Consider the following 21533-nt stretch of genomic DNA (forward strand, 5'->3'; position numbering starts at 1 on the left):
GCTGCTAATCATCTACCGACATCCACATTATCCATGATCAGAAAAAAGCAAAAGCCCCATTTTCGGGGCTTTTGACGTATCACCTTAGCGTTTCGGCAATGGAACATATTGTGAATTCTGATTCAGCAACTTACGCTCCCCAACTTTTACCGTTAAGCTCAGTGTCTGGTCTTTACGTTGAATTTTCAGCTGTAAATGACTGCCAGGGCTCTGCAATGCCACATAATTAATCAATTGAGATGCAGAAGTCACTTCTTCGTTATTGACCTGCACAATCTTGTCGCCTTGTTGTACACCCGCTTCAGCAGCAGGACCATTGGCTAATACATCCGCAACAATCACGCCTTTTTGCTTTGGTGCCAACACATCTTCCTGCGTTGCCGGTACAAGACTAATTCCCAACCAGCCACGTACCACACGACCGTCTTTAAGAATCGAGTTCAGTACCTGCTGACAAACACTAGCAGGAATGGCAAAGCCAATGCCGAGTGAACCACCCGACTGCGAGAAAATCGCTGTATTCACACCAATCAGATTACCCGCCACATCGATCAAGGCACCGCCAGAGTTACCCGGGTTAATTGCCGCATCGGTCTGGATAAAATCCTCATAAGTATTGATACCTAGATCAGAACGATCCGTTGCAGAAATAATCCCTTGCGTCACGGTCTGTCCTACACCAAATGGGTTGCCAATTGCCAGTACCACATCACCCACCTGATTGCCACTTAACTTAAAAGGCAAGACCGGCAAGTTATTCAGTTCGACCTTAATCACCGCCAAATCAGTATCCGGATCGGTACCGACCACTTTAGCCTGAGCACGTCGACCATCCTGTAACGCCACCACAATCTGATCTGCTTGGGCAACCACGTGGTTATTCGTCAAAATATAACCGTCCGGGCGTACAATTACCCCAGACCCAAGACTATTTTCATTCTGGTTTTGTTCCGGCAACTGATCACCAAAGAACTCACGAAACACCGGATCATTCATGAGGGGATGATCCTGTTGCTTCACTTTCTGTGTAGTAAAAATATTGACCACGGCGGGTGCAGCTACTTTCACCGCTGCACTATACGATGCCACACCACCCGTTCGGGTTTTATCGACCAGAGGCTCCACTTTCTCTGCGGGCATTTTGACGCCATCTGGCGCAATCGGTGCTTTGGGCTGTTGCAGCTTTTGCCAAGTGACAAAACTAATAATGACAATCACGAGTAACACCCACGGTAACCATGCAAAGGTCCGGCGCACGTTCATATCCTCTAAGCTCGAACTAATTAATTGAAGAAACAGTATTTTCTGTAAATTATTCTAATCTAAATCCAGTTTAATATCTAAAAATGTCGCAAATGTTTTTGTCTAGCTTTAGTTAAGATCTAGAATATATTTTATGGCCTGAGATTCAGGATTAAAAAAGGGAAAGACGTGAATGGCTGAGCTTCAAAATATTCTGCAATGGTGTGAACAAACCCTGAAAGTTGCTGAATTTAAAGACTACGCACCGAATGGCTTACAGATTGAAGGTAAAGCCCAAATCCAAAAAATTCTATGTGCCGTGACTGCATCGCAACAAGCCATTGATGCCGCGATTGCGCAACAAGCTGACCTGCTTTTGGTCCATCATGGTTATTTCTGGAAAGGTGAACCCTACCCGATTACCGGAATGCGTGGTAAACGGATTAAGTCACTCATTCAGCATGACATTTCCCTACTCGCCTATCACTTGCCCCTCGATGCACATCCGGTATTGGGCAACAATGCTGCGATTGCTGAAATACTGGGCTTACAGAATATCGAGGCACTCGATCCCACCGAACGCAACCCGATTGGTAATATTGGTTACTTAACCGAAGCTGTTGAGCCTGAAATGTTTAAAGTACTGCTCAGTGAAAAACTAGGCTTCGCAACAATCCATTTACCCGCAGGCAAACAGACGATTCAAAAAATTGGTTTCTGTACAGGTGCTGCACAGGACTTTATTGGCAAGGCCGCTGAACAAGGCTGTGATGCTTATATTTCTGGCGAGGTCAGCGAGCGCACCTATTACGAGGCACAGGAACTCAATGTGCATTATTATGCCTGTGGTCATCACGCAACCGAACGTTACGGGGTGCAACAACTCGGAAAAGCCATTTGCCAACAGTTTGGAATTGAGTATAGTTATTTTGAATTAAATAATCCGATTTAACTCAACCCCTCGGGAAACTGGCATTCGTTTATGCGTATAAATTCAGGCTTTATTGTGTATTGTTATTTAAAAGCAGTGCACAAAAGTTTAAATAATCCATTACAATAGAGCGCGAATGTCAAAACCCAGCAAAATGCAAGGAATTGAAAAACATGACAACCATTACTTTACCAGCGCTACCATACGGCTACGAAGATCTTGCTCCGCACATCAGCAAAGAAACCCTTGAATACCACCATGACAAACACCACAACACTTATGTGGTGAATCTCAACAACCTGATCAAAGGTACTGAGCTTGAAGGTAAAACTTTAGAAGAAATCATCAAGGCAACTGCTGGCGATGCTTCTAAAGCAGGTATCTTCAACAATGCAGCACAAGTTTGGAACCACACATTCTACTGGAACTGTATGGCGAAAAATGGTGGCGGTAAGCCAACAGGTGCACTTGCAGCGAAAATTGATGAAGCTTTCGGTTCTTACGAAAAATTCGTAGAAGAGTTCACTGCTGCTGCAACCACTCAATTCGGTTCTGGTTGGGCATGGTTAGTGGCTGACGAAGTAAATGGTAAACTTTCGATTACCAAAACTTCAAATGCAGACACTCCACTTGCACACGGTCAAATCGCTGTTCTAACGATTGACGTTTGGGAACATGCTTACTACATCGACTTCCGTAACTTGCGTCCTAAATACATCGCGACTTTCCTAGAAAGCCTTGTAAATTGGGATTACGCAAATGCGAAACTTGCAGGTCAACCTGCAGGCGTTGAAAAATAAGTTTTATTTTTCAGATAAAAAATCACCCCTCCGGGTGATTTTTTTATGCCTGACATTTAATTATGCGCATTAATACAGCAAACAATTCTTTTTCTTCAACAATCTAGTTGACGTCCCCTGCTTTGCTACCTAAAATGCGCAGCAGATTCTCCAATAGCTCAGTCGGTAGAGCGACGGACTGTTAATCCGCAGGTCCCTGGTTCGAGCCCAGGTTGGAGAGCCAATTTTTCTCCCATAGCTCAGTCGGTAGAGCGACGGACTGTTAATCCGCAGGTCCCTGGTTCGAGCCCAGGTGGGAGAGCCAAGATTCAAAAAACCCACGCATCATGACGTGGGTTTTTTATTGGTTTATGATAACGACACAACATCAGAAAAATAAAACCTGCTCACTATGCTTAAAAATACGCCTTGGCTCAAGTCCATGCTGTTCTGGATCGTTTTGATCAGTATCATCATTTTGATTTTTCGCTGCAGTACACAACAAGAACAAAATAAAATGGCCTCTGATCTGGGCTATGAACGCTTATATGATTGCATGCACAAAATTCCTACTGATGCACGAACGAACTGGTTTAAACAGATACAACAACAGCTTGCGACACCTCTTACCCAAAAAACCATGATGCAATTGATTCAACAATGCAATGTACACAAAACCGCTCAACCACAGCACTACTGGATCAATAAAATCAAACAGCTCTAAGCTGCAAGCATTTCGCTCAATAATTCAACAGTTAAGCCAAGATGACGATTATTTTACAGATTCAGCTTGACCCACTCTTAAAACCTGCCTAAAATCCGCTTCAGATTCTCCCATAGCTCAGTCGGTAGAGCGACGGACTGTTAATCCGCAGGTCCCTGGTTCGAGCCCAGGTGGGAGAGCCAAGATTCCAAAAAACCCACTCCTTCTGAGTGGGTTTTTTCTTTGCTCAAATTTAGTATCGTGCCTGATTCAAACTCTATTCTCTTCTTTGTGCTAGGTTGCATTGCAACGCTTGCGCTGATTGTCCTGATTTTTAAGCATCGGTTTTTTCGCCAACAGAAGTACTTGCCCAAACGGGTCATCACTCCATTTGAAAGGAAAATGTTTTTACGTTTAAAAGAAGCCTTTCCACAATACCATGTGTTAGCACAGGTTGCGTTCAGTGCACTGATTACCAGTGAAGACTATAAAATCCGCCAACGGTTTAACCGCAAAGTGACGGATTTTGTTTTACTGAATGCCAATCTGGACGTGATTGCGATTATTGAGCTGGATGATCCTTCCCATATAGGCAAGGAACAGGAAGATGCTCAACGCGATGCCATGTTGCACGAAGCCGGCTATCGTGTTTATCGCTTCACTCAGATTCCAACGCTTGCGCAGTTGCGCAAAACCATTTCAGGCTAATTTTCAGATTAGGACTGCTGTGCTTCAGAAGCCGCTTGCTGCTTGAGACGCTCACGCTCTGCAATTCGTTTTAACTGCTCTTCGTGCTGCTGTTTATATTTCTTCTGATTTTCAGCATCGCTCTTTGCCGCAATGAAGCCCATAGTGACCACGAAAATCGGAATCAATAATCCCAAGCTTGCAAAAATTAATACCTTAGGACTCGGTTTCTTGCTATTTCCCGACATGACTTACCCATTCAACATCATTTAAGGACGTTCACTTTAACAAAAATGACTATAGAGACAAAGGTCAACCCGGTACTACACAGTACCAGATTGAAAATGAAAAAGTATCAACTGTAAAAAAGCCAGGTTTCACCTGGCAATAGACAATGCTTGTAAGTAAAGATCAGCCATGCAACTGAAGGTTTTAGAGCAGCGCTACATATTCAGAACAAGCCAGCAAAAATACCGACAAAAATGATCGCGCCTACCCAACGGTTATGACGGAAAGCCCAGAAACAGCGCTGAGGATCACGATCCTTGGTTTTACTCCACTGAAAGATGAAGTCCGCAACCACAACCAGCAAAGCCAGTAGACCAAAAGGAAACAGCAAAGCTTCACGGTATAAGGCTGTACCAATCAGCAATACACTACTCAACTGTAATAGGCTGATAATCTGAATATCATAACGACCAAACAAAATAGCCGTCGATTTCACCCCGATTTTTAAATCGTATTCACGGTCAGTAATGGCATATTGCGTATCATACGCTACGGTCCAGGCCAGATTGCCAAAATACAATAACCAGCAGGTCAGATCCGGCGTTTGCCCCACTGCCGTATACGCCATCGGAATCGACCAGGAAAATGCCGCGCCTAGAAACACCTGGGGCAAATTGGTATAACGCTTCATGAACGGATAAATGAAAGCGAGAAACAACGCACCAAACGACCAGTAGAAGGTTTCGATCGGTAAGAAAAACAGCATGCTAGCACTTGCAGCGACCAATGCCAAAAAGACATAAATAGCCTCTTTGGCACTAATGATTCCCGTTGCCAATGGACGAGTTTTGGTACGTGCCACATGACCATCCACTTTACGATCCGCAAAATCATTAATCGCACAGCCTGCAGCGCGCATAAAGATCGTGCCTAAAATCATTGGAATCAGAATACCAATGTCAGGGATACCTTGATTCGCAATCCACAATGCCCACATGGTTGGCCAGAACACCAATTCTGTTCCAATCGGTTTATCAAACCGGCACAAATAATAATAGGCTTCTAAGCGTTCACGCCAAGTAATCTGTTGCACAATGGCCATAGCGGTTCATCTCATCTGTTTGCCAAAAACGTTTCAAAACTCGGCAGAAACGTTTCCTGAACAATAAATTTACATCCATGCCAAGTATAGCAGCTTTGACGGGTCCAGCCCTCTTCAAGCAGGAGTACACGGCGCTCACAAGCCGGTGTGGTGCGCTGAAAGAGCAATTTGCCAATCGGCATACGCCCGATATGTTTAAAACGGCGTGCACGCCCCTGTAAACTTAAAATCGGAAAGATACTTTTCGCTTGCACCCAGGGTTGCTCATCGCAGCCATACAAATAGGATTCCCGCACCCAGGAGGTATGATGATAAGGCATCTGCATCCATTGAGCATCGAAGAAGCTTAAACGCTGAAAGTACTCTTGAAGCGGCTCGACGCGAAACTGGCCCCCTGCAGTCTGGGTAAGCTGCTGAGTGAGTGAACCCGATGAGTAAAGCCAAGTTTTGAGTTCAGCGGGAATCTGCTGCATAACCCTACCTAATTACTTCATTAAATTGTAATGCAATGATTTAAACTTTGATTTTGATTAACAGTTATCTGTTTTGGCAATCACTTCAAATTGACCACTCGTGTTTTTTTGCAGGATAAAGCCTTCGGCACTGAGATAAAAACTTTGCGGATAAGCATAATCCAACGCCAGTTCGGGATGTTTCAAACCGACAAATTCTGCCTGCTTATATCCTTCCGGGGTACGCCCCACTTCAATATAAGTCACTGGAGAAAAATTCATTTTAAAACCTTTACTGTGATCTTTCACATCCACCCATGGATAAAAACTGGTGTGCTTTTTGCGCTGTGCCATATGACTGCCGCATGCTCTCTATATCAAAACAAATGATACAAAAAAACCCGCGACTAGCGCGGGTTTTTAAGCAGTAATTTAAAATTTAAATTACAGGCTGTAGTACATGTCAAATTCAACTGGGTGAGTCGTCGTGTTCAAACGGCGAACTTCTTCAGTTTTAAGCTCGATATAAGCATCTAGCATGTCTTTAGTAAACACGCCACCTTTCAACAGGTATTCGTGATCAGCTTGTAATGCTTCAAGCGCCATATCCAAGCTGTGTGCAACAGTTGGGATTTTCGCTTCTTCTTCAGGAGGAAGGTCATACAAGTTCTTGTCAGCAGCATCGCCAGGATGGATCTTGTTCTGGATACCATCGATACCCGCCATCAACAATGCAGCGAAACCAAGGTACGGGTTCATCATTGGATCTGGGAAACGTGCTTCGATACGTTTGCCTTTAGGGCTAGAAACGTAAGGAATACGGATAGAAGCAGAACGGTTACGCGCTGAGTAAGCCAACATGATCGGTGCTTCGAAGTGTGGAACCAAACGCTTGTACGAGTTTGTAGAAGGGTTGGTAATCGCATTCAAAGAACGTGCATGCTTGATGATACCACCGATGAAGTACAATGCCATTTCAGAAAGGCCTGCGTATTCATCACCAGCGAACAAGTTTTTGCCATCTTTAGAGATTGACATGTGAACGTGCATACCAGAACCGTTGTCACCTACCATTGGTTTAGGCATGAAGGTTGCTGTTTTTGCATATTGATGCGCAACGTTCCAAACTGCATATTTGAACTGTTGTACTTCGTCCGCTTTACGAACCATAGTATTGAAGCTTACACCGATTTCCAACTGGCAAGATGCAACTTCGTGGTGGTGTACTTCTACACGACCTGGGCCCATGATTTCTTCAATTTTTGCACACATTTCCGCACGCATATCTTGTGAAGAATCTACTGGTGGCACTGGGAAGTAACCGCCTTTAACGCGTGGACGGTGACCAGAGTTACCTGATTCATAGTCGTTGCCAGTTGACCAAGCCGCTTCTTCAGCGATCAAGGTATGGCGAGCACCTGACATGTCGATGTCCCATTTTACTTCGTCAAATACGAAGAATTCTGGTTCTGGACCGAAGAATGCAGTATCACCGATACCAGTAGATTTCAAATATTCTTCTGCACGGCGAGCAATCGAGCGTGGGTCACGTTCATAACCTTGGCCAGTAGATGGCTCAATAACGTCACAAGTCACAACAACTGTTGGCTCAGCGAAGAACGGGTCGATAAAACCAGTTTCTGCATCTGGACGCAAAATCATGTCAGATGCTTCAATGCCTTTCCAACCTGCAATTGAAGAACCGTCGAACATTTTACCGTCTTCAAACGTATCTTCATCGATTGAGTCAGCAGGATAAGTTACGTGCTGTTCTTTACCCTTAGTATCAGTAAAGCGAAAATCGACCCATTTAGCGCCACTTTCTTGTATGAGTTGAAGGACCTTGTTCGCCATGCTCATTTTGCTCCAATGAAATTTTATTGCACTTAGCAAGTGCGTGTTAGCAGTTGGTAAGTATAAAGCAAATCTCATACCAACTTTTAAAATCGTAACTAAAACATTGAATTCTTTATCAGAATATAAGATTTAGTGCCGTTGATTTGCAGCTATTATACTGTGTGCGAATGTAAATGCACCATATTCATTCAAGGATCGAAACTTTCGTTTGTAATGCTCTTTCAATTGAACCAAAACAGTGCAATAAAACTTAATGCATCAATTTAACTCTAGCTTTGTTATAGTGCAAAATCGACATAGAGTTCACCGTCCAAGTTAGAACTCAAAAACAATAAAACAAATACAACCAATTAATTTAAATAGATTTATTAAATATAAAAATTAAAAACTGGTAAAACCAAGTGTATCCTCAAGAAAATTTATCCCATGTTTTGAGAAATAAATCGTCCAGTATTTAAATTGAATTGCCCTAAAATGGCGCTTTTTCCTTTTGTTTAATTTTCAAATCATAAGACGGCTAGCTTGGATGTTAATAACAGCACCTCCGTCACATAAATAAAAACTTCACTTCACCCAAGCGTCATCAGGATCAAATAAGCTATGACTCAAAATAAATCTAGAATGATCAGAACATTTATGCGCTGGAACTTATTCAAAAATACCCTTTTGGGCTTGGCAATTCTCAGCCTGACAGGCTGTCAGACCCTGAGTTTGCCAAAACAAGACGTTCAAAATGTGCACCTTTTTGCTTTTAATGATTTTCATGGCCATCTCGAACCGAGCCAGCGCTCTATTACGATTCCTGATCCACACAGTCCTCAAAACAACATCAAACTACCGGTCGGTGGAGCCAGTTATCTTGCCGATGCAATTGATAAGTTGCGCAGCCAGCATCCGTCGCATGCGGTGATTTCTGCCGGAGACCTGATGAGTGCTTCGCCACTGATCTCCTCCTTATTTCTGGATGAAGCCACCATTGAAGTCATGAACGAAATTGCTTTGGATTTCAATGTGATTGGCAATCATGAATTAGACCGCGGCACACAAGAATTGCAACGCATACAATTCGGGGGCTGTATCGCCTATACCCGTATGCAGCCTTGCCAAATTAATAGAGCATTTACGGGTGCGAAATTCGATTTTTTAGCGGCAAATATCTATTCAAAGCAGTATCCAGAGCAACGCCTGTTTCCTGCCTATAAAGTCAAACATTTTGACGGTATTCCGGTTGCCTTTATTGGTCTAACCTTGAAAACGGCACCGAGTAGCGTTGCCGCAACAGGAATTCAAGACCTGGTCTTTCGCGATGAAGCCGAGACTGTAAATGCACTCATTCCTGAGCTGAAACAACAAGGGATTGAAGCCATCGTGGTGGTCATTCATGACGGTGTAATGGCTCAGCAACCACAAGCTTTTGGACAAAAAAGTTGTGAAGGATTACAAGGGCCGCTGCTACAGGTTTTAGAACAGCTCGATTCAGAAGTTGATGTGGTGATATCTGGCCATACCCATCAGGCTTATCTCTGTGATTATGCAACCCGTAATCCGGCAAAACCATTTTTGCTGACTTCAGCAGGCCAATACGGAGACATGATTACCGACATCAATCTACAAATAAATGTAAAGAGCAAAGACATCCTGCATAAAGATGCCCGACAAATCCTGGTACAAAGTGAACCTTTTCATATCGGCACGATGCTCATCTCACCGAGTGAAGCCTATGAAACCTTCAGCAAGTCGGCGAAAGTAGAAGCAATCTTGCAGCCTTATCGTCAAGCAGTCGATCAGATTGCCAAGCAGGTGATTGCTCAGGCCAACATGCCGATTGTTCGCAAACCTTCTTCTAGTGGTGAGAGTCCACTGGGACTGCTGATTGCAGATGCGCAGCAAGCCGCTGCAGTTCGACAGGGCTCTCTAGGTTCTGATTTTGCCTTGATGAATCCGGGAGGGATCCGTGCCGACCTAATGATCAATGCCGAAAAACAGATCCGATTTATTGATCTTTATTCGGTACAGCCTTTTGCCAACACCCTCGTGACCATGACCCTTAGTGGTCAACAAATTCGTGACTTACTGGAACAGCAGTGGTCAGGTGCCAATGCCAGTTTCCCTAAAATCCTGCAACCTTCCGCCGCCTTGAGTTACCAATATAACAACGTTGCCACAAACTCACCCCGTGCACGCGATATTCGAATTAATGGTCGCTCTCTGGTCGATCAACAAAATTATCGGGTGACTGTGAACAGCTTTCTGGCCGAAGGTGGTGATAACTTTAGCGTATTACGACAAGGTACCCAGCGCACAGTTGCAGGTGCCGATCTACAGGCATTACAAGATTATCTCGTTGAGCATGCGCCGGTCAGTGCCCCAATCCCCGGACGTATTCGGCTAATCAACGAATAAAGGCGACCGTCGAGAAGCTAAAAGTATGCTGCCTCGACACCCGGATGAACTTTGCTGTCCCATCTCAGAATAAATCTGATAAAGTAACCGCTTAGATCTCGCGACTTTCATTTAGAGTTTGCTGATCAGTCACTTTCTAAAATATGAGTAATATTGTGCGTAATACTATCTACGATCACAATTTACTGCCATACCATTCAAGAGGTTAAGCTCAATATGCTTCTCATGATCGACAATTACGATAGCTTTACTTATAACATCGTCCAGTACTTTGGCGAGTTAAATCAAGAAGTAAAAGTGGTTCGCAATGATCAAGTCACATTGGAAGATATTGAACGATGGCAACCGAAATATTTGGTAATTGGTCCAGGCCCTTGCTCACCAACTGAAGCCGGGATTTCTATTCCGGCTATTCAGCACTTTGCCGGGAAAATTCCCCTATTGGGCGTGTGCCTGGGACATCAAAGTATTGGTCAGGCTTTTGGTGGCAATATTGTGCGCGCCAAAACTGTCATGCATGGCCGTCTCTCGGATATGTATCACAGCAATCAGGGGATTTTTAGCAATCTGCCGAATCCTTTTTCAGCAACACGTTATCACTCTTTGGTCATTGATCAAGCCACCCTACCGGAATGTCTGGAAGTCACCTGCTGGACTCAGGAAGCTGACGGCTCAATGGAAGAAATCATGGGGATTCGACATAAGACATTGCCAGTTGAAGGCGTGCAGTTTCACCCTGAATCCATTTTGAGTCAGCATGGCCATCAAATTTTCCAGAACTTTTTAGATATTTACGCATCATGAGCGCAATACAAAATATGAATATTCAGCAAGCTTTAAACCATATTACTAAAAACATTCACCTCACCCAGGCTCAAATGGAAGACGTGATGCGTCAGATCATGAGCGGTGAAGCGACCGATGCACAAATCGGTGCCCTAATGATGGGCTTACGCATGAAAGGCGAAAGTATCGACGAAATTACCGCTGCGGCACGTGTCATGCGTGACTTTGCAATCAAGATTGATGTCAGTGACCTGCCTTACCTGATTGATATCGTGGGTACCGGTGGTGATGGCCAAAACCTGTTTAATGTCTCGACCGCCTCTTCTTTCGTGATTGCTGCGGCCGGTGCAACCATTGCCAAACACGGCAACCGTGGTGTTTCGACCAAATCCGGTTCTTCTGATTTACTGGAACAGGCCGGCATCAACCTCGATCTCGACATGCAACAAACAGAACGCTGCATTCGTGAAATGGGTGTCGGTTTCCTGTTTGCACCCAACCATCACAAAGCTATGAAATATGCGGTTGGCCCACGTCGTGAACTCGGTATTCGCAGCTTCTTTAATCTGCTTGGCCCATTGACCAACCCGGCCGGTGTGAAGCGTTTCGTGATCGGCGTGTTTTCTGATGAACTGTGCCGTCCAATGGCTGAAGTGTTGAAACAGCTCGGTGCAGAACAGGTAATGGTCGTACATTCACGTGACGGTCTGGATGAAATCAGTCTGGCGGCACCAACACATGTGGCTGAACTAAAAGATGGCGAAATTTTTGAATGGACCCTGAACCCGGAAGATGTCGGCATCAAGTCTGAAACCTTGGCCGGTTTGGTGGTGGAGAATTCAGCAGAAAGTCTGAAACTGATTAAAGATGCCCTCGGCAAAAACAAATCCGACATGGGTGAAAAAGCCGCGCATATGATTGCCTTGAATGCCGGCGCCGGTCTGTATGTTTCAGGTCTGTGCAAAGATTATGAACAAGGGGTCGCACTGGCACAGGACATCATTTATGGGGGGCAAGCACTGGAAAAAATGAGTGTACTTTCAGAGTTCACCAAAACCATGAAACAACATAGCAACGAACAGGCAGCGGATTAAGGAAAGATCATGGTCGATATTGCCAATACCATTTTAGGAAAAATTGTTGATCGTAAAGTCGAGGAACTTGCCGCCCGTCGTCAACAACGCAGTTTGCACGATCTTGAACAGCTCGCACAGGCCGCCACGCCTGTTCGCGGCTTTGCCAAAAGCTTACGTAGCAAACGTCCGGGAGTGATTGCCGAAATTAAAAAGGCCTCCCCATCGAAAGGCGTGATCCGGGAAAACTTTAACCCAGCGGAAATTGCTGAACAATATGAACGCGCGGGTGCTGCCTGTTTATCGGTATTGACCGATATCGACTTTTTCCAGGGTGCCGATGAAAACATCCAGATCGCCCGCAGTCATTGTTCACTGCCTGCTTTGCGTAAAGACTTTTTGATTGATCCATACAATGTGGTGGAAGCACGCGCCTTGCATGCCGACTGTATTTTATTGATTGTGGCGAGCCTGTCTGATCAGCAACTGGAAGAAATGTCGAAAACCGCTTTCGAGCATCAGCTTGACGTACTGGTGGAAGTGCATGATGAAGAAGAGCTCGAACGTGCATTAAAACTCTCTGAACGTTGTCTGCTCGGTGTGAATAACCGCAACCTGAAAACCTTTGAAGTGGACTTGCAGAACTCCATCCGCTTAAAAAACTTATTGCCGAAAGAACGTGAACTGATCACGGAAAGCGGTATTGCCACACCGGCCGATGTGGCCCTGATGCAGGAACACGGCATCCACAGCTTCCTGGTCGGTGAAAGTTTCATGAAACAACCGCGCCCGGATGAAGCCTTCACTGCCCTGTTTGGTCATCCACAAAACGTTTAAATGTGAGTGCTATGAGTAAAAAAGATTCAGTGCTTTCTAAAGAGCAGCAAACTTTATTGAAGCAATTTAAAAAGCAAATTTCTAATCCACATAGCAGCACACGGGCAGCACAGCAGGAGTCGAAAAAGACCTCTGCTGGCGCTGAAGAAACGGATGATCTGGATCTATTTAAAAAAGCCCTGCAAGGGGTGAAACCGCTACAGAACAGCAATATTGCCCAGGTCAAGCCGCCTGTACAGCGCAAACTTGATGCACAAACTCTGGCAAAACGCGCAGCTGCCGAAGGTCCTCAAGAAGCAGAGCTGACCGAGCTATCGGATACGCAAGCCATGCTGAATCCGGTTGCCAGTCAGGCCAGCCTCAGCTACCGGATCGCGACCTTGCAACACCGGGTGTTTGAAGACTTGAAAGCTGGAAAATTGCGCTGGTTTGAAGCAGTAGACCTGCATGGCTGTACCGTAGAACAGGCACGTGCTGCTGTGCTCCAGATCATTCAAATGGCGAAAGACGCCAACGAAAATGTGATTAAAATCGTCCATGGTAAAGGCCCGGAAGCGATCTTAAAAACCTACGTGAATGGCTGGTTGCGTCAGCATCGTGATGTGTTGGCTTTCGTCAGTGCACCGGAAAATCAAGGTGGAACAGGTGCGGTGCTGGTTCTGCTCAAGCGTGCCGAAAAAAATCCCAAGCACAAACAATAATCGGCATTTCCTGCAATAGTCCGATTTTTGAGAGTTTTCTGGTACAATGCCGTCCTTGTTCAATCAGTGTAAGTGAACACGTCTTATGTCTATGCAGCAATCCTACGCAAATATTCTGACCGCCGTTGGTGAGGATCTCAATCGTCCTGGCCTCAAAGATACCCCTGTGCGTGCTGCAAAAGCGTTTTCCTATCTGACTTCCGGGTATAACCAATCTCTTGAAGAAGTGACCAACAATGCGGTATTCCCTTCCGATAACCGGGAAATGGTGCTGGTCAAGAACATCGAATTCTATTCGCTTTGTGAACACCATTTACTGCCCTTCTATGGACGTGTGCACATCGCTTATTTACCAGAAGGTCAAGTTTTGGGTCTGTCCAAATTTGCCCGCATTACCGAAATGTTTGCACGTCGTTTGCAAATTCAGGAAAACCTGACCCAGCAAATCGCAGAAGCCGTGGTAGAGGTTACCGGTGCACGTGGTGCAGCGGTCGTGATTGACTCCGCACACATGTGCATGATGATGCGCGGTGTCGGCAAACAGAATTCAACCACACGTACGGTATCATTCCTCGGTGATTTTAAAACCAATGATCAGGCACGACGTGAATTTTTAAGTGCCGTTCCAGAAAGCTATTAAGTCGAGTGTTGTGCCATGTCATCCATCTGGTTAGCAGGTCAAGGTTTAACCCAAAGTGACGTTTCTGTAGACTATCCACATCCTGATCGTCTGGTTAAAGGCAATCCGCAACGCCTGACCTTTAGTTTGTATGAACATCCCCATATGAACTGTGGCATCTGGCAATGTGAAGTCGGTGCTTGGAATATCCAGTTCGCCGACAATAAACAGGAATTTTTCCAGGTGATCGAAGGTGTGGTACGTCTGCATGACCGTGAAACTCAGACCTTTGTTGAGATCACGGCAGGTGACGCAGGTGTGATTCCTCCTGGCTTTGTCGGCACCTTTGAAGTGGTTGAAGCCGTTAAAAAATATTATGTGGTAGTGGAAGCATAGTCCTTAGGGAAATGCTTCTTCAATGCTGAGTCAGTTATACAGTCTAGAAAAACCACGCATAACCTAAACCCAATTTGCTCCAATTTTTGCCCTGTTGCTGTTCAAATTGTCCATTCAGGCGCAGTGCATGATTTGCATTCAGACTATATTGCAATTGTGTGTTCAGTCTGAGATTCCACTGCTGCTGATCTTCCCAATACGGCAGTTCCACTTGCACTAAACTATTCCAGTGCGGTGACCACTGGTTCATACAGCCCAGCGTTGGCCCCATGCCGAAACGCCAGCCGCGCTCTAGGTTTTTGCCAGCCTGAATATAACTTTGTAATTGTGCATAGCAGAGATGCTGCCGCGCATGATCGGCCCAACTATAGCCCAACTGAGTCTGCACACTGGCAACCCCATGTTGCTCATGTTCACTAAACTGCCCGGCCTGTACCGCTTCCTGCTGCCAGCTCAGATTGAAGCCCCAGCTGAGTGGTGTTTTAAAGGGCTGTACCGGGTTATAGGCATTCACGGATAACAGATCGAATTGTTCCAGCTTGAGCTGATCTTTGCGCACTTGCAGATTGCCCTGTAAAAATAACAGCTGTGTCCCAAAACGATAACCGGCCTGTGGGTCGAGCAGATCATGGTAGGCCTGACGCTGTCCCAATTCAACAAAGCCCTCTCCTTGTACTGTCCCAATATTCAAGCTCAGCATCCGCGCATCATGCCCTTGGGTTGGATCTTTGGTGGGACGTTGCGGTTCCTGCCGCTGCCGTTCAATGGCTAACTGGCTACGCAAACTCAGCAATTGGCGTAAACGTGGCTGCGCAAAAGCGGTTTCGACCTGACGTGCCACAAACTGCAAATACAAATCATCGTAGGCCATTTCCAGAATTTTCGCCTGCTCATCCACTGCATATTCAGCCAGCAATGAAGCCATCTCCGATTGTTCGGCAAAGGCAACTTTATGCGCAACCTGAGCTAGATGATGGCCATGCTGTCTGGCTTGAGACAACAATTGCGTTTCCAAAGCGGGACGATACACCGTGTCTTTGACCAGTCCTTGTTGCTGCATGGCTTTCAAGGTTTGCATCGGAATCGAAGCATGTTTGAATTGCTGCTGCAGATTGGCTTCGGGACGGACCAGATCAATCAGACCTAATAAACGGTAAGCACAGTTATCACTGACAAAGTAATAAGGAAAACTGACCTGCTGCATTTCCCAGATATGTTCGACTAGAAAACGCGTTTCATCTGGACTTAAATTCAGCTCATATTCCCACAAATCCCGACTTTCGAAATCGCCATATTCCTTAACCTTACGGTAATACGGCATCAGGGAATATTCTCCCGGATATTGCCCAGTCAAGCCTTTCCAGGCATAGGACCAGTTGTCCTGTGTGCGTACCGTCGCAGCATAGTTAACTGCATAAGACACCAGGTTCAGCTGTTTTTGATCTTTCGGATCGAGCCGCAATAAGGTATGACCAAACATCGAGCTTGGGTTGCCCATAAAATCCGTGGCATAAATCAGCGTGGCTTTATATGGTTTGATCTGGCCGATCCAGTCTGTGAATTGCGGGCACTGCACAACTGGCAGTTGCTGTTCAGAAATCTGCAGTTGTTGCATCAACCAGCGGCTACGCGCAGGAAATTTACAGCGAATCGATTGATCAGGCTCAGCCACTGTAAATAACTCGGCGATATCAGCCTGCATTTCCTGTTTTAGATTGTGCTGACCTTCTGCTGCCAGAAAATAGCCGGCATAACTGATCTGGCTACGTCCTTTTTCATCAGTATACATGAGACGTTGCCAAGTGATCTGCTGATCTAACTGGCGCTGCTCTGCCAGACGCTGATAATGCTGGATCTGTACTTGATCAGGTACAGTCGCAAAAACCATTCCGGACAGCATTAAGGTCAACAGTGCAACGATGGCTTTCATGACGCAAGGAATTCTCGTATTGGATATTTTTATAGGGCTAATAGAACAAAACCCTGTCATCAAGACAGGGTTTGTATTCACATTACGATTATACGTAGGCTTTCAACACGTCATCTTTAGCCATAACCGCTTGTAATGAAGCCAATACCTGTAAAGTATTCTGATTTTGAGTGGAATAAATCTCTGAGAAATTCTGTTTAGAAACCGCAAAGAAACGTTCTTTGTCTTCAGCCTTGATACTCATCAACTCGGCCAATACATTCAGACTCTCACCTTGACCAACCGCCATATCACGTGCCAGCGACTCGGCATTTTCGTTGGTAAAGGTCACGACTTGTGCGGTCACAGTTCCACCCTGACGGCAGCCCAATGTACCGAAGGTGATCCCGAGTAACTGGTTAGAAAAAATATGGTTAGTGGTTGCTGCCAATACTTTTGGCAGGATGCCACGCTGGCCTGCCCAAACTTCTGAACCGACACCACAACCGACATCACTGTCGGCCATCGCGACAGAAGAACCCGCTGCAAGCACAGTCGCTAACAAAACTTTTTTCAACATAAAATTCTCCAGTTTTTATCAAATGCTTATTATCTCTGTTTGTGTAAGTTTGATTACACTCCCGGCAGATTAACTGGATCATGCCATTTACACAATCACAAGGCGGGTACTTGTATCACAACTCCCATAAAAAAATTTCCCAAATGTGAACCCCGCCACAGATTAATTAAGCTTCCAATATCCTTGTGAATCCCGCTGGCCGAGAATTTTCAGCACAAGAACCAGGCTTAAAAGCAGCAACAGATACCATGAACCCAACTTACCCCAACCCACCATATGCCAAGCCTCAACCTGACTCGGATACAACCAGATTTTATAAAAAGTACTAATGTTCTCTGCAATCCAAATGATGAAGGCCAGAAGCAACAAAACCGGCAGCATCGGCAGCTGGATCGCATGTTGCTGCAAGCGGAAATGAAGCTTGGTTTTCCAGAAGATCACCACACTCCAAACAAACAGCAAATTGCGGATATCAGGAACAAAAAACTTGCTCATAAAGTTTAAGTAAGACAATAGCGCCAAGAGCAGCATATGGGCAAAACCGGGTAGCTTCTCAAAAGACACCTGATACAAGCGTAAAGAGCGGGCAAAGAAACTACCGACGGCCGAATACATAAAGCCGGCAAAGAGTGGTACGGTCAGGATTTTAAACAGCGCGGGTTGTGGGTACTGCCAAGAGGCAATTTCAGGATGGGTCAAAAAGATTTCCATCACCATTGCCATCAGGTGAAATAAGGCTATGACTTTTGCTTCGGCCCAGGATTCCAGCTTTAAATACAGTAAGCAGCACTGAATCACCAAGGCATAGATCAGCAGATAATCATAACGAAACAGGCCATAAAACTCCTGGCTCCCCATCGGGGCAGTCAGGGCAAAAGCCAGCAACAATAGAATTCCAAATAAGGCAGCCGAAGCTGCCTTATAGGAAAATTCAAAAAATGATTTAAACCAACTAAACAAATGGATTACCCCAAATATTTAGCGCTGTATTCGTGTACGGTATCGATAAAGACTTTTGGCTTGGCTGGATCGACCCATTGGGTGATGCCATGACCCAAGTTCGCCACATAACCGGTTTTTTCACCATTGGCATAAGCATCATCTAGCATGGCTTTCACGGCTTTTTCAATCGTCGCAGGTGAACCATATAAAGTTGCTGGGTCAAGATTACCTTGCAATGCCGCGCATCCATTCACAGTTTGACGTGCAACATTCAGCGGCGTGGTCCAGTCCAAGCCAAAAGCATCAGCCCCCGTAGCCACCATCGGTTCCAGCCACTGTCCACCACCTTTGGTAAACAGAATCACCGGAATACGGCGGCCGTCTTTTTCACGTTGCAGACCCGCCACAATTTTCTGCATATAATTTAGTGAGAATTCAAGATACTCACGATGTGCCAACGCCCCGCCCCAGCTGTCAAAAATCTGGATGGCTTGTGCGCCGGCATCAATTTGCGCATTCAGATAATCCGTTACCGCATCGGCCAAACGATCAAGCAAGGCATGTAAAACTTCAGGCTGCGCATACATCATCTGTTTGGTAAAACGGAATTCTTTGCTGGAACCACCTTCCACCATATAAGTCGCCAAAGTCCAAGGACTGCCGGAAAAACCAATTAAAGGCACTTGCCCGCCCAGTGCCGAACGAATGGTCGAGACTGCATTCATTACATAATCAAGATCAGCTTTGGCATTAAATGCCGGTAAATTCGCCACATCCTGTTCAGTACGTACAGTTTTATGGAATTTGGGGCCTTCTCCGGCTTCAAAGTACAAACCCAGTCCCAAGGCATCCGGCACGGTTAAAATATCGGAAAATAAAATGGCCGCATCCAAATCATAACGGCGTAAAGGCTGCAAAGTGACTTCACAGGCAAATTCGGTATTTTTACATAAAGAAAGAAAATCACCCGCTTTCGCTCGTGTTTCTCGATATTCCGGTAAATAACGTCCGGCTTGGCGCATCATCCATACCGGGGTGGTATCTACCGGTTCACGTAATAAAGCACGCAGAAAACGATCATTTTTTAGCGTTGTCATTTACTTTCTCGAAATCATTTTGACCTACCCGCATCATAACAAAAAGGTTGTAAATTTAATAATTTCTTCTATGTTTAAAAATACTGAATCGTGCGTCAATAAAAGTGATCTTTACACAAAACAACTACTGCATCTGCATTTAATTTCTGCAATACTTGGTTAGTTTTGTTTATACATATGAAGAATTCTTAAGGTTGAATTACATGTTCGTTCGCTCATTACTCGCTATGAGTTTAAGCTGCATCCTTGCAGGCACCGCCTTTGCCGCATCTACTGCTGAGCAACCCTTAAAGCCGCAAGTGATTCCTGCGGGGGCTGTGGAAGATCCAATTAATCCCTTGGCGGTTGACAACAACAGCACCTCAGCTGCATCAGAAACCCAGATTTCTCCACAGGAACAGCAAGAGTTAAATCAGGCTTCCAAGACGCTGCAGGATCTCAGTAAAACCGAAGATCAAAATGCAGCGATTGGTACTGCACCCGCAAAAAATAATGTCAACGCAGCACAAGTCAGCTGGACCCTCGACAGCCTCAATCAGGCTGACTGGTATGAAAATATTGGCAAAGGCCAGTTCCCCGTCTATGCTCGTGCGCATGTCATGCTCAACAATCAGCATGCTTCACCAGGTGCGATTGATGGTATGAGTGGTAAAAATACCCTAAAAGCAATTGCTTCCTTCCAGCAAATGAATGGGATCAAGCCTACAGGTGAACTGAGCAAAGAAACTTGGGATGCACTGGTTGCCAAACAGACCCGTCCAGCCTTTGTCGAATACACCATTACCGAAGAAGACTTAAAAGGGCCTTATGCAGCATCGATTCCTTCAGATTATGCACTGCAAGCCAAGATGAAAGGTCTTTACTACACCCGCGTGACTGAAATGCTGGGTGAAAAATTCCACATGGATGAAGATTTTCTGAAGAAACTCAATCCAAAAGCCACCTTTAAAAAAGCGGGTGAAAAAATCATTGTCGCCAATGTGCGTAATGACTTGCCCGAAGATATTCATCTGATTGTGGCGCATAAGGGTGCGAAACAACTTTATCTGTTCAACAACAAAAACCAGATGGTCGGCTCTTTCCCAGCCACCATTGGTAGTACTGATACACCATCACCAACGGGAACCTACAAAGTGACTGGTGTAGCGAAAAATCCGTGGTACAGCTATTCACCGAGCAACTTTGTCCAGGGTAATAACCTGAAACCACTATCTTTACCCCCTGGTCCAAATGCACCGGTGGGCAATATCTGGATTGGTTTGAGTAAAAAATCTTTTGGTATTCACGGAACACCAAGCCCATCCACTATTTCTAAAACGGCTTCCCATGGTTGCATCCGTTTAACCAACTGGGATGCCAATGACTTGGGTCGTAAAGTCCGTTCCGGCGTTACTGTACGTTTCCTTGAATAATCTGCAAGCTATTAAAAAAAAAACCACCGCAAGGTGGTTTTTTTATACCAAATTCAAGAATTCTGAAGGATTCACACAGCAGGCCTTTACAAAACCGATGCTTAACGTTAATAACAAAGGAAATCTACGAAGAAAGGAAAAATGCCATGGGACAGTTCGCAGTCATTGGCTTAGGGAGTTTTGGTGCAACCGTTGCACGTGAACTTGCGGCCTCCAAACATGAAGTGATTGGAATTGACAGCGAGAAAAAATATGTAGAGGAACTGGCACAAGACCTCACCCATGCAGTCATTGCAGATGCCACGGATGAACGTGTACTGCGTGAGCTCAATCTAGAAAAGTGTGATGCAGTGATTGTTGCGATTGGTGAAGATATTGAGGCCAGCATCTTATGTGTGCTGCATTTAACCAATATTGGCGTCAAGAAGATCTGGGTCAAAGCCAAAACCAAAGCCCACCACATGATTCTGTCTCATCTGCAAGTGGACAAAATCATCCATCCTGAAGAAGACATGGGCGTTCGTGTTGCTCAGGCACTCAACTACCCGATTGTCAGCCGTTATATGCGGCTGGATCACGACCATTATATTGTCAAGATCATCATTGACAGCAAATTGCATGGTGTTCATGCCTTGGGTGTCACTCAAAATACCGAACAGATCAAAATCTTGCTGGTACAGCGTAATCTCACCATGTTCTATGAGGTACAGCCAACCTTCCATTTTGAGGAAAATGATATTCTAATTTTAGAAGGTCCTCTGACTGAACTGAAAAAACTGCTGCGCCGTTTTGAATAA

General features: G+C 45.2%; 23 protein-coding genes and 3 tRNA genes. 16 read left to right on the plus strand and 10 right to left on the minus strand.

The window, feature by feature from the left end; translation table 11 throughout:
- Positions 1-84 precede the first annotated feature (84 nt).
- On the minus strand, positions 85-1257 hold the full coding sequence (locus tag PAE54_RS02965; protein ID WP_326518374.1) for a S1C family serine protease: 1173 nt from the start codon (positions 1255-1257) through the stop codon (positions 85-87).
- Between the two features lie 178 nt (positions 1258-1435).
- Here PAE54_RS02965 and PAE54_RS02970 point away from each other — a divergent pair, with 178 nt between their 5' ends.
- From PAE54_RS02970 to PAE54_RS03000, 7 genes are all read left to right on the plus strand, one after another.
- Positions 1436-2194: a Nif3-like dinuclear metal center hexameric protein gene (locus PAE54_RS02970; RefSeq protein ID WP_326518375.1), complete on the plus strand. Its 759-nt coding sequence runs from the start codon at positions 1436-1438 to the stop codon at positions 2192-2194.
- A gap of 152 nt (positions 2195-2346) precedes the next feature.
- Positions 2347-2973 carry a superoxide dismutase SodB gene (gene sodB / locus PAE54_RS02975; protein WP_326518376.1) on the plus strand — a complete coding sequence of 209 codons (627 nt, stop codon included), beginning with the start codon at positions 2347-2349 and terminating at the stop codon, positions 2971-2973.
- 147 nt (positions 2974-3120) lie between these two features.
- Positions 3121-3196, plus strand: a tRNA-Asn gene (locus tag PAE54_RS02980).
- 5 nt (positions 3197-3201) lie between these two features.
- Positions 3202-3277 (plus strand) — tRNA-Asn (locus PAE54_RS02985).
- A gap of 117 nt (positions 3278-3394) precedes the next feature.
- On the plus strand, positions 3395-3676 hold the full coding sequence (locus tag PAE54_RS02990) for a hypothetical protein (RefSeq protein ID WP_326518377.1): 282 nt from the start codon (positions 3395-3397) through the stop codon (positions 3674-3676).
- 106 nt (positions 3677-3782) lie between these two features.
- Positions 3783-3858, plus strand: a tRNA-Asn gene (locus PAE54_RS02995).
- Positions 3859-3916: 58 nt separating this feature from the next.
- Positions 3917-4363, plus strand: coding sequence for a DUF2726 domain-containing protein (locus PAE54_RS03000; protein ID WP_326518444.1), 447 nt, complete (start codon positions 3917-3919; stop codon positions 4361-4363).
- Between the two features lie 8 nt (positions 4364-4371).
- On the opposite strand, the gene PAE54_RS03005 is transcribed toward PAE54_RS03000, so the two are convergent.
- The 5 genes from PAE54_RS03005 to glnA all read right to left on the minus strand — a co-directional run bounded on the left by PAE54_RS03005 (position 4372) and on the right by glnA (position 7984).
- Entirely contained in the window at positions 4372-4590 is a 219-nt protein-coding gene (locus PAE54_RS03005; protein WP_326518378.1) for a hypothetical protein, read from the minus strand.
- 203 nt (positions 4591-4793) lie between these two features.
- Positions 4794-5672, minus strand: a complete 879-nt coding sequence (gene ubiA, locus PAE54_RS03010; protein ID WP_326518379.1) for a 4-hydroxybenzoate octaprenyltransferase — start codon at positions 5670-5672, stop codon at positions 4794-4796.
- An 11-nt stretch (positions 5673-5683) separates the two neighbouring features.
- Positions 5684-6145: a chorismate--pyruvate lyase family protein gene (locus tag PAE54_RS03015; protein WP_326518380.1), complete on the minus strand. Its 462-nt coding sequence runs from the start codon at positions 6143-6145 to the stop codon at positions 5684-5686.
- A 57-nt stretch (positions 6146-6202) separates the two neighbouring features.
- The gene (locus tag PAE54_RS03020) at positions 6203-6478 is read right to left on the minus strand and encodes a hypothetical protein (protein ID WP_326518381.1); all 276 of its coding nucleotides are present in this window, start codon (positions 6476-6478) and stop codon (positions 6203-6205) included.
- Between the two features lie 90 nt (positions 6479-6568).
- The gene (gene glnA / locus PAE54_RS03025) at positions 6569-7984 is read right to left on the minus strand and encodes a type I glutamate--ammonia ligase (protein WP_326518382.1); all 1416 of its coding nucleotides are present in this window, start codon (positions 7982-7984) and stop codon (positions 6569-6571) included.
- A 633-nt stretch (positions 7985-8617) separates the two neighbouring features.
- On the opposite strand from glnA, the gene PAE54_RS03030 reads away from it, so the two are divergent.
- The 7 genes from PAE54_RS03030 (at position 8618) to PAE54_RS03060 (ending at position 14796) form a co-directional block, all read left to right on the plus strand.
- Positions 8618-10384, plus strand: a complete 1767-nt coding sequence (locus PAE54_RS03030; RefSeq protein ID WP_326518383.1) for a bifunctional metallophosphatase/5'-nucleotidase — start codon at positions 8618-8620, stop codon at positions 10382-10384.
- 216 nt (positions 10385-10600) lie between these two features.
- Positions 10601-11188: an anthranilate synthase component II gene (locus PAE54_RS03035; RefSeq protein WP_326518384.1), complete on the plus strand. Its 588-nt coding sequence runs from the start codon at positions 10601-10603 to the stop codon at positions 11186-11188.
- 14 nt (positions 11189-11202) lie between these two features.
- A complete protein-coding gene (trpD, locus tag PAE54_RS03040; protein ID WP_326518445.1) occupies positions 11203-12264 on the plus strand; it encodes an anthranilate phosphoribosyltransferase in 1062 nt (353 codons plus the stop codon).
- Positions 12265-12273: 9 nt separating this feature from the next.
- Positions 12274-13080, plus strand: a complete 807-nt coding sequence (gene trpC / locus PAE54_RS03045; RefSeq protein ID WP_326518385.1) for an indole-3-glycerol phosphate synthase TrpC — start codon at positions 12274-12276, stop codon at positions 13078-13080.
- A gap of 11 nt (positions 13081-13091) precedes the next feature.
- Entirely contained in the window at positions 13092-13781 is a 690-nt protein-coding gene (locus PAE54_RS03050; protein WP_326518386.1) for a Smr/MutS family protein, read from the plus strand.
- A gap of 91 nt (positions 13782-13872) precedes the next feature.
- Complete coding sequence (gene folE / locus PAE54_RS03055; protein WP_326518446.1) at positions 13873-14421, plus strand: GTP cyclohydrolase I FolE; 549 nt, start codon at positions 13873-13875, stop codon at positions 14419-14421.
- Between the two features lie 15 nt (positions 14422-14436).
- Positions 14437-14796: a cupin domain-containing protein gene (locus PAE54_RS03060; RefSeq protein WP_326518387.1), complete on the plus strand. Its 360-nt coding sequence runs from the start codon at positions 14437-14439 to the stop codon at positions 14794-14796.
- Positions 14797-14839: 43 nt separating this feature from the next.
- Here the strand turns inward: PAE54_RS03060 and PAE54_RS03065 are convergent, their stop codons facing one another.
- The 4 genes from PAE54_RS03065 to hemE all read right to left on the minus strand — a co-directional run bounded on the left by PAE54_RS03065 (position 14840) and on the right by hemE (position 19324).
- Entirely contained in the window at positions 14840-16726 is a 1887-nt protein-coding gene (locus tag PAE54_RS03065; RefSeq protein WP_442784373.1) for an Lnb N-terminal periplasmic domain-containing protein, read from the minus strand.
- Positions 16727-16814: 88 nt separating this feature from the next.
- Positions 16815-17285: a DUF3015 family protein gene (locus PAE54_RS03070; RefSeq protein ID WP_326518388.1), complete on the minus strand. Its 471-nt coding sequence runs from the start codon at positions 17283-17285 to the stop codon at positions 16815-16817.
- A 162-nt stretch (positions 17286-17447) separates the two neighbouring features.
- Positions 17448-18245 (minus strand): DUF817 family protein, encoded by a 798-nt coding sequence (locus tag PAE54_RS03075; protein ID WP_326518389.1) that lies wholly within the window; start codon positions 18243-18245, stop codon positions 17448-17450.
- Between the two features lie 5 nt (positions 18246-18250).
- Entirely contained in the window at positions 18251-19324 is a 1074-nt protein-coding gene (gene hemE / locus PAE54_RS03080; protein WP_326518390.1) for a uroporphyrinogen decarboxylase, read from the minus strand.
- A gap of 203 nt (positions 19325-19527) precedes the next feature.
- Between hemE and PAE54_RS03085 the strand changes: the two genes are divergently transcribed.
- A complete protein-coding gene (locus tag PAE54_RS03085) occupies positions 19528-20736 on the plus strand; it encodes a L,D-transpeptidase family protein (RefSeq protein WP_326518391.1) in 1209 nt (402 codons plus the stop codon).
- Positions 20737-20882: 146 nt separating this feature from the next.
- A complete protein-coding gene (locus tag PAE54_RS03090) occupies positions 20883-21533 on the plus strand; it encodes a potassium channel family protein (protein WP_326518392.1) in 651 nt (216 codons plus the stop codon).

It is taken from the genome of Acinetobacter minutum (genome assembly GCF_035916735.1).
Taxonomy (GTDB): domain Bacteria; phylum Pseudomonadota; class Gammaproteobacteria; order Pseudomonadales; family Moraxellaceae; genus Acinetobacter.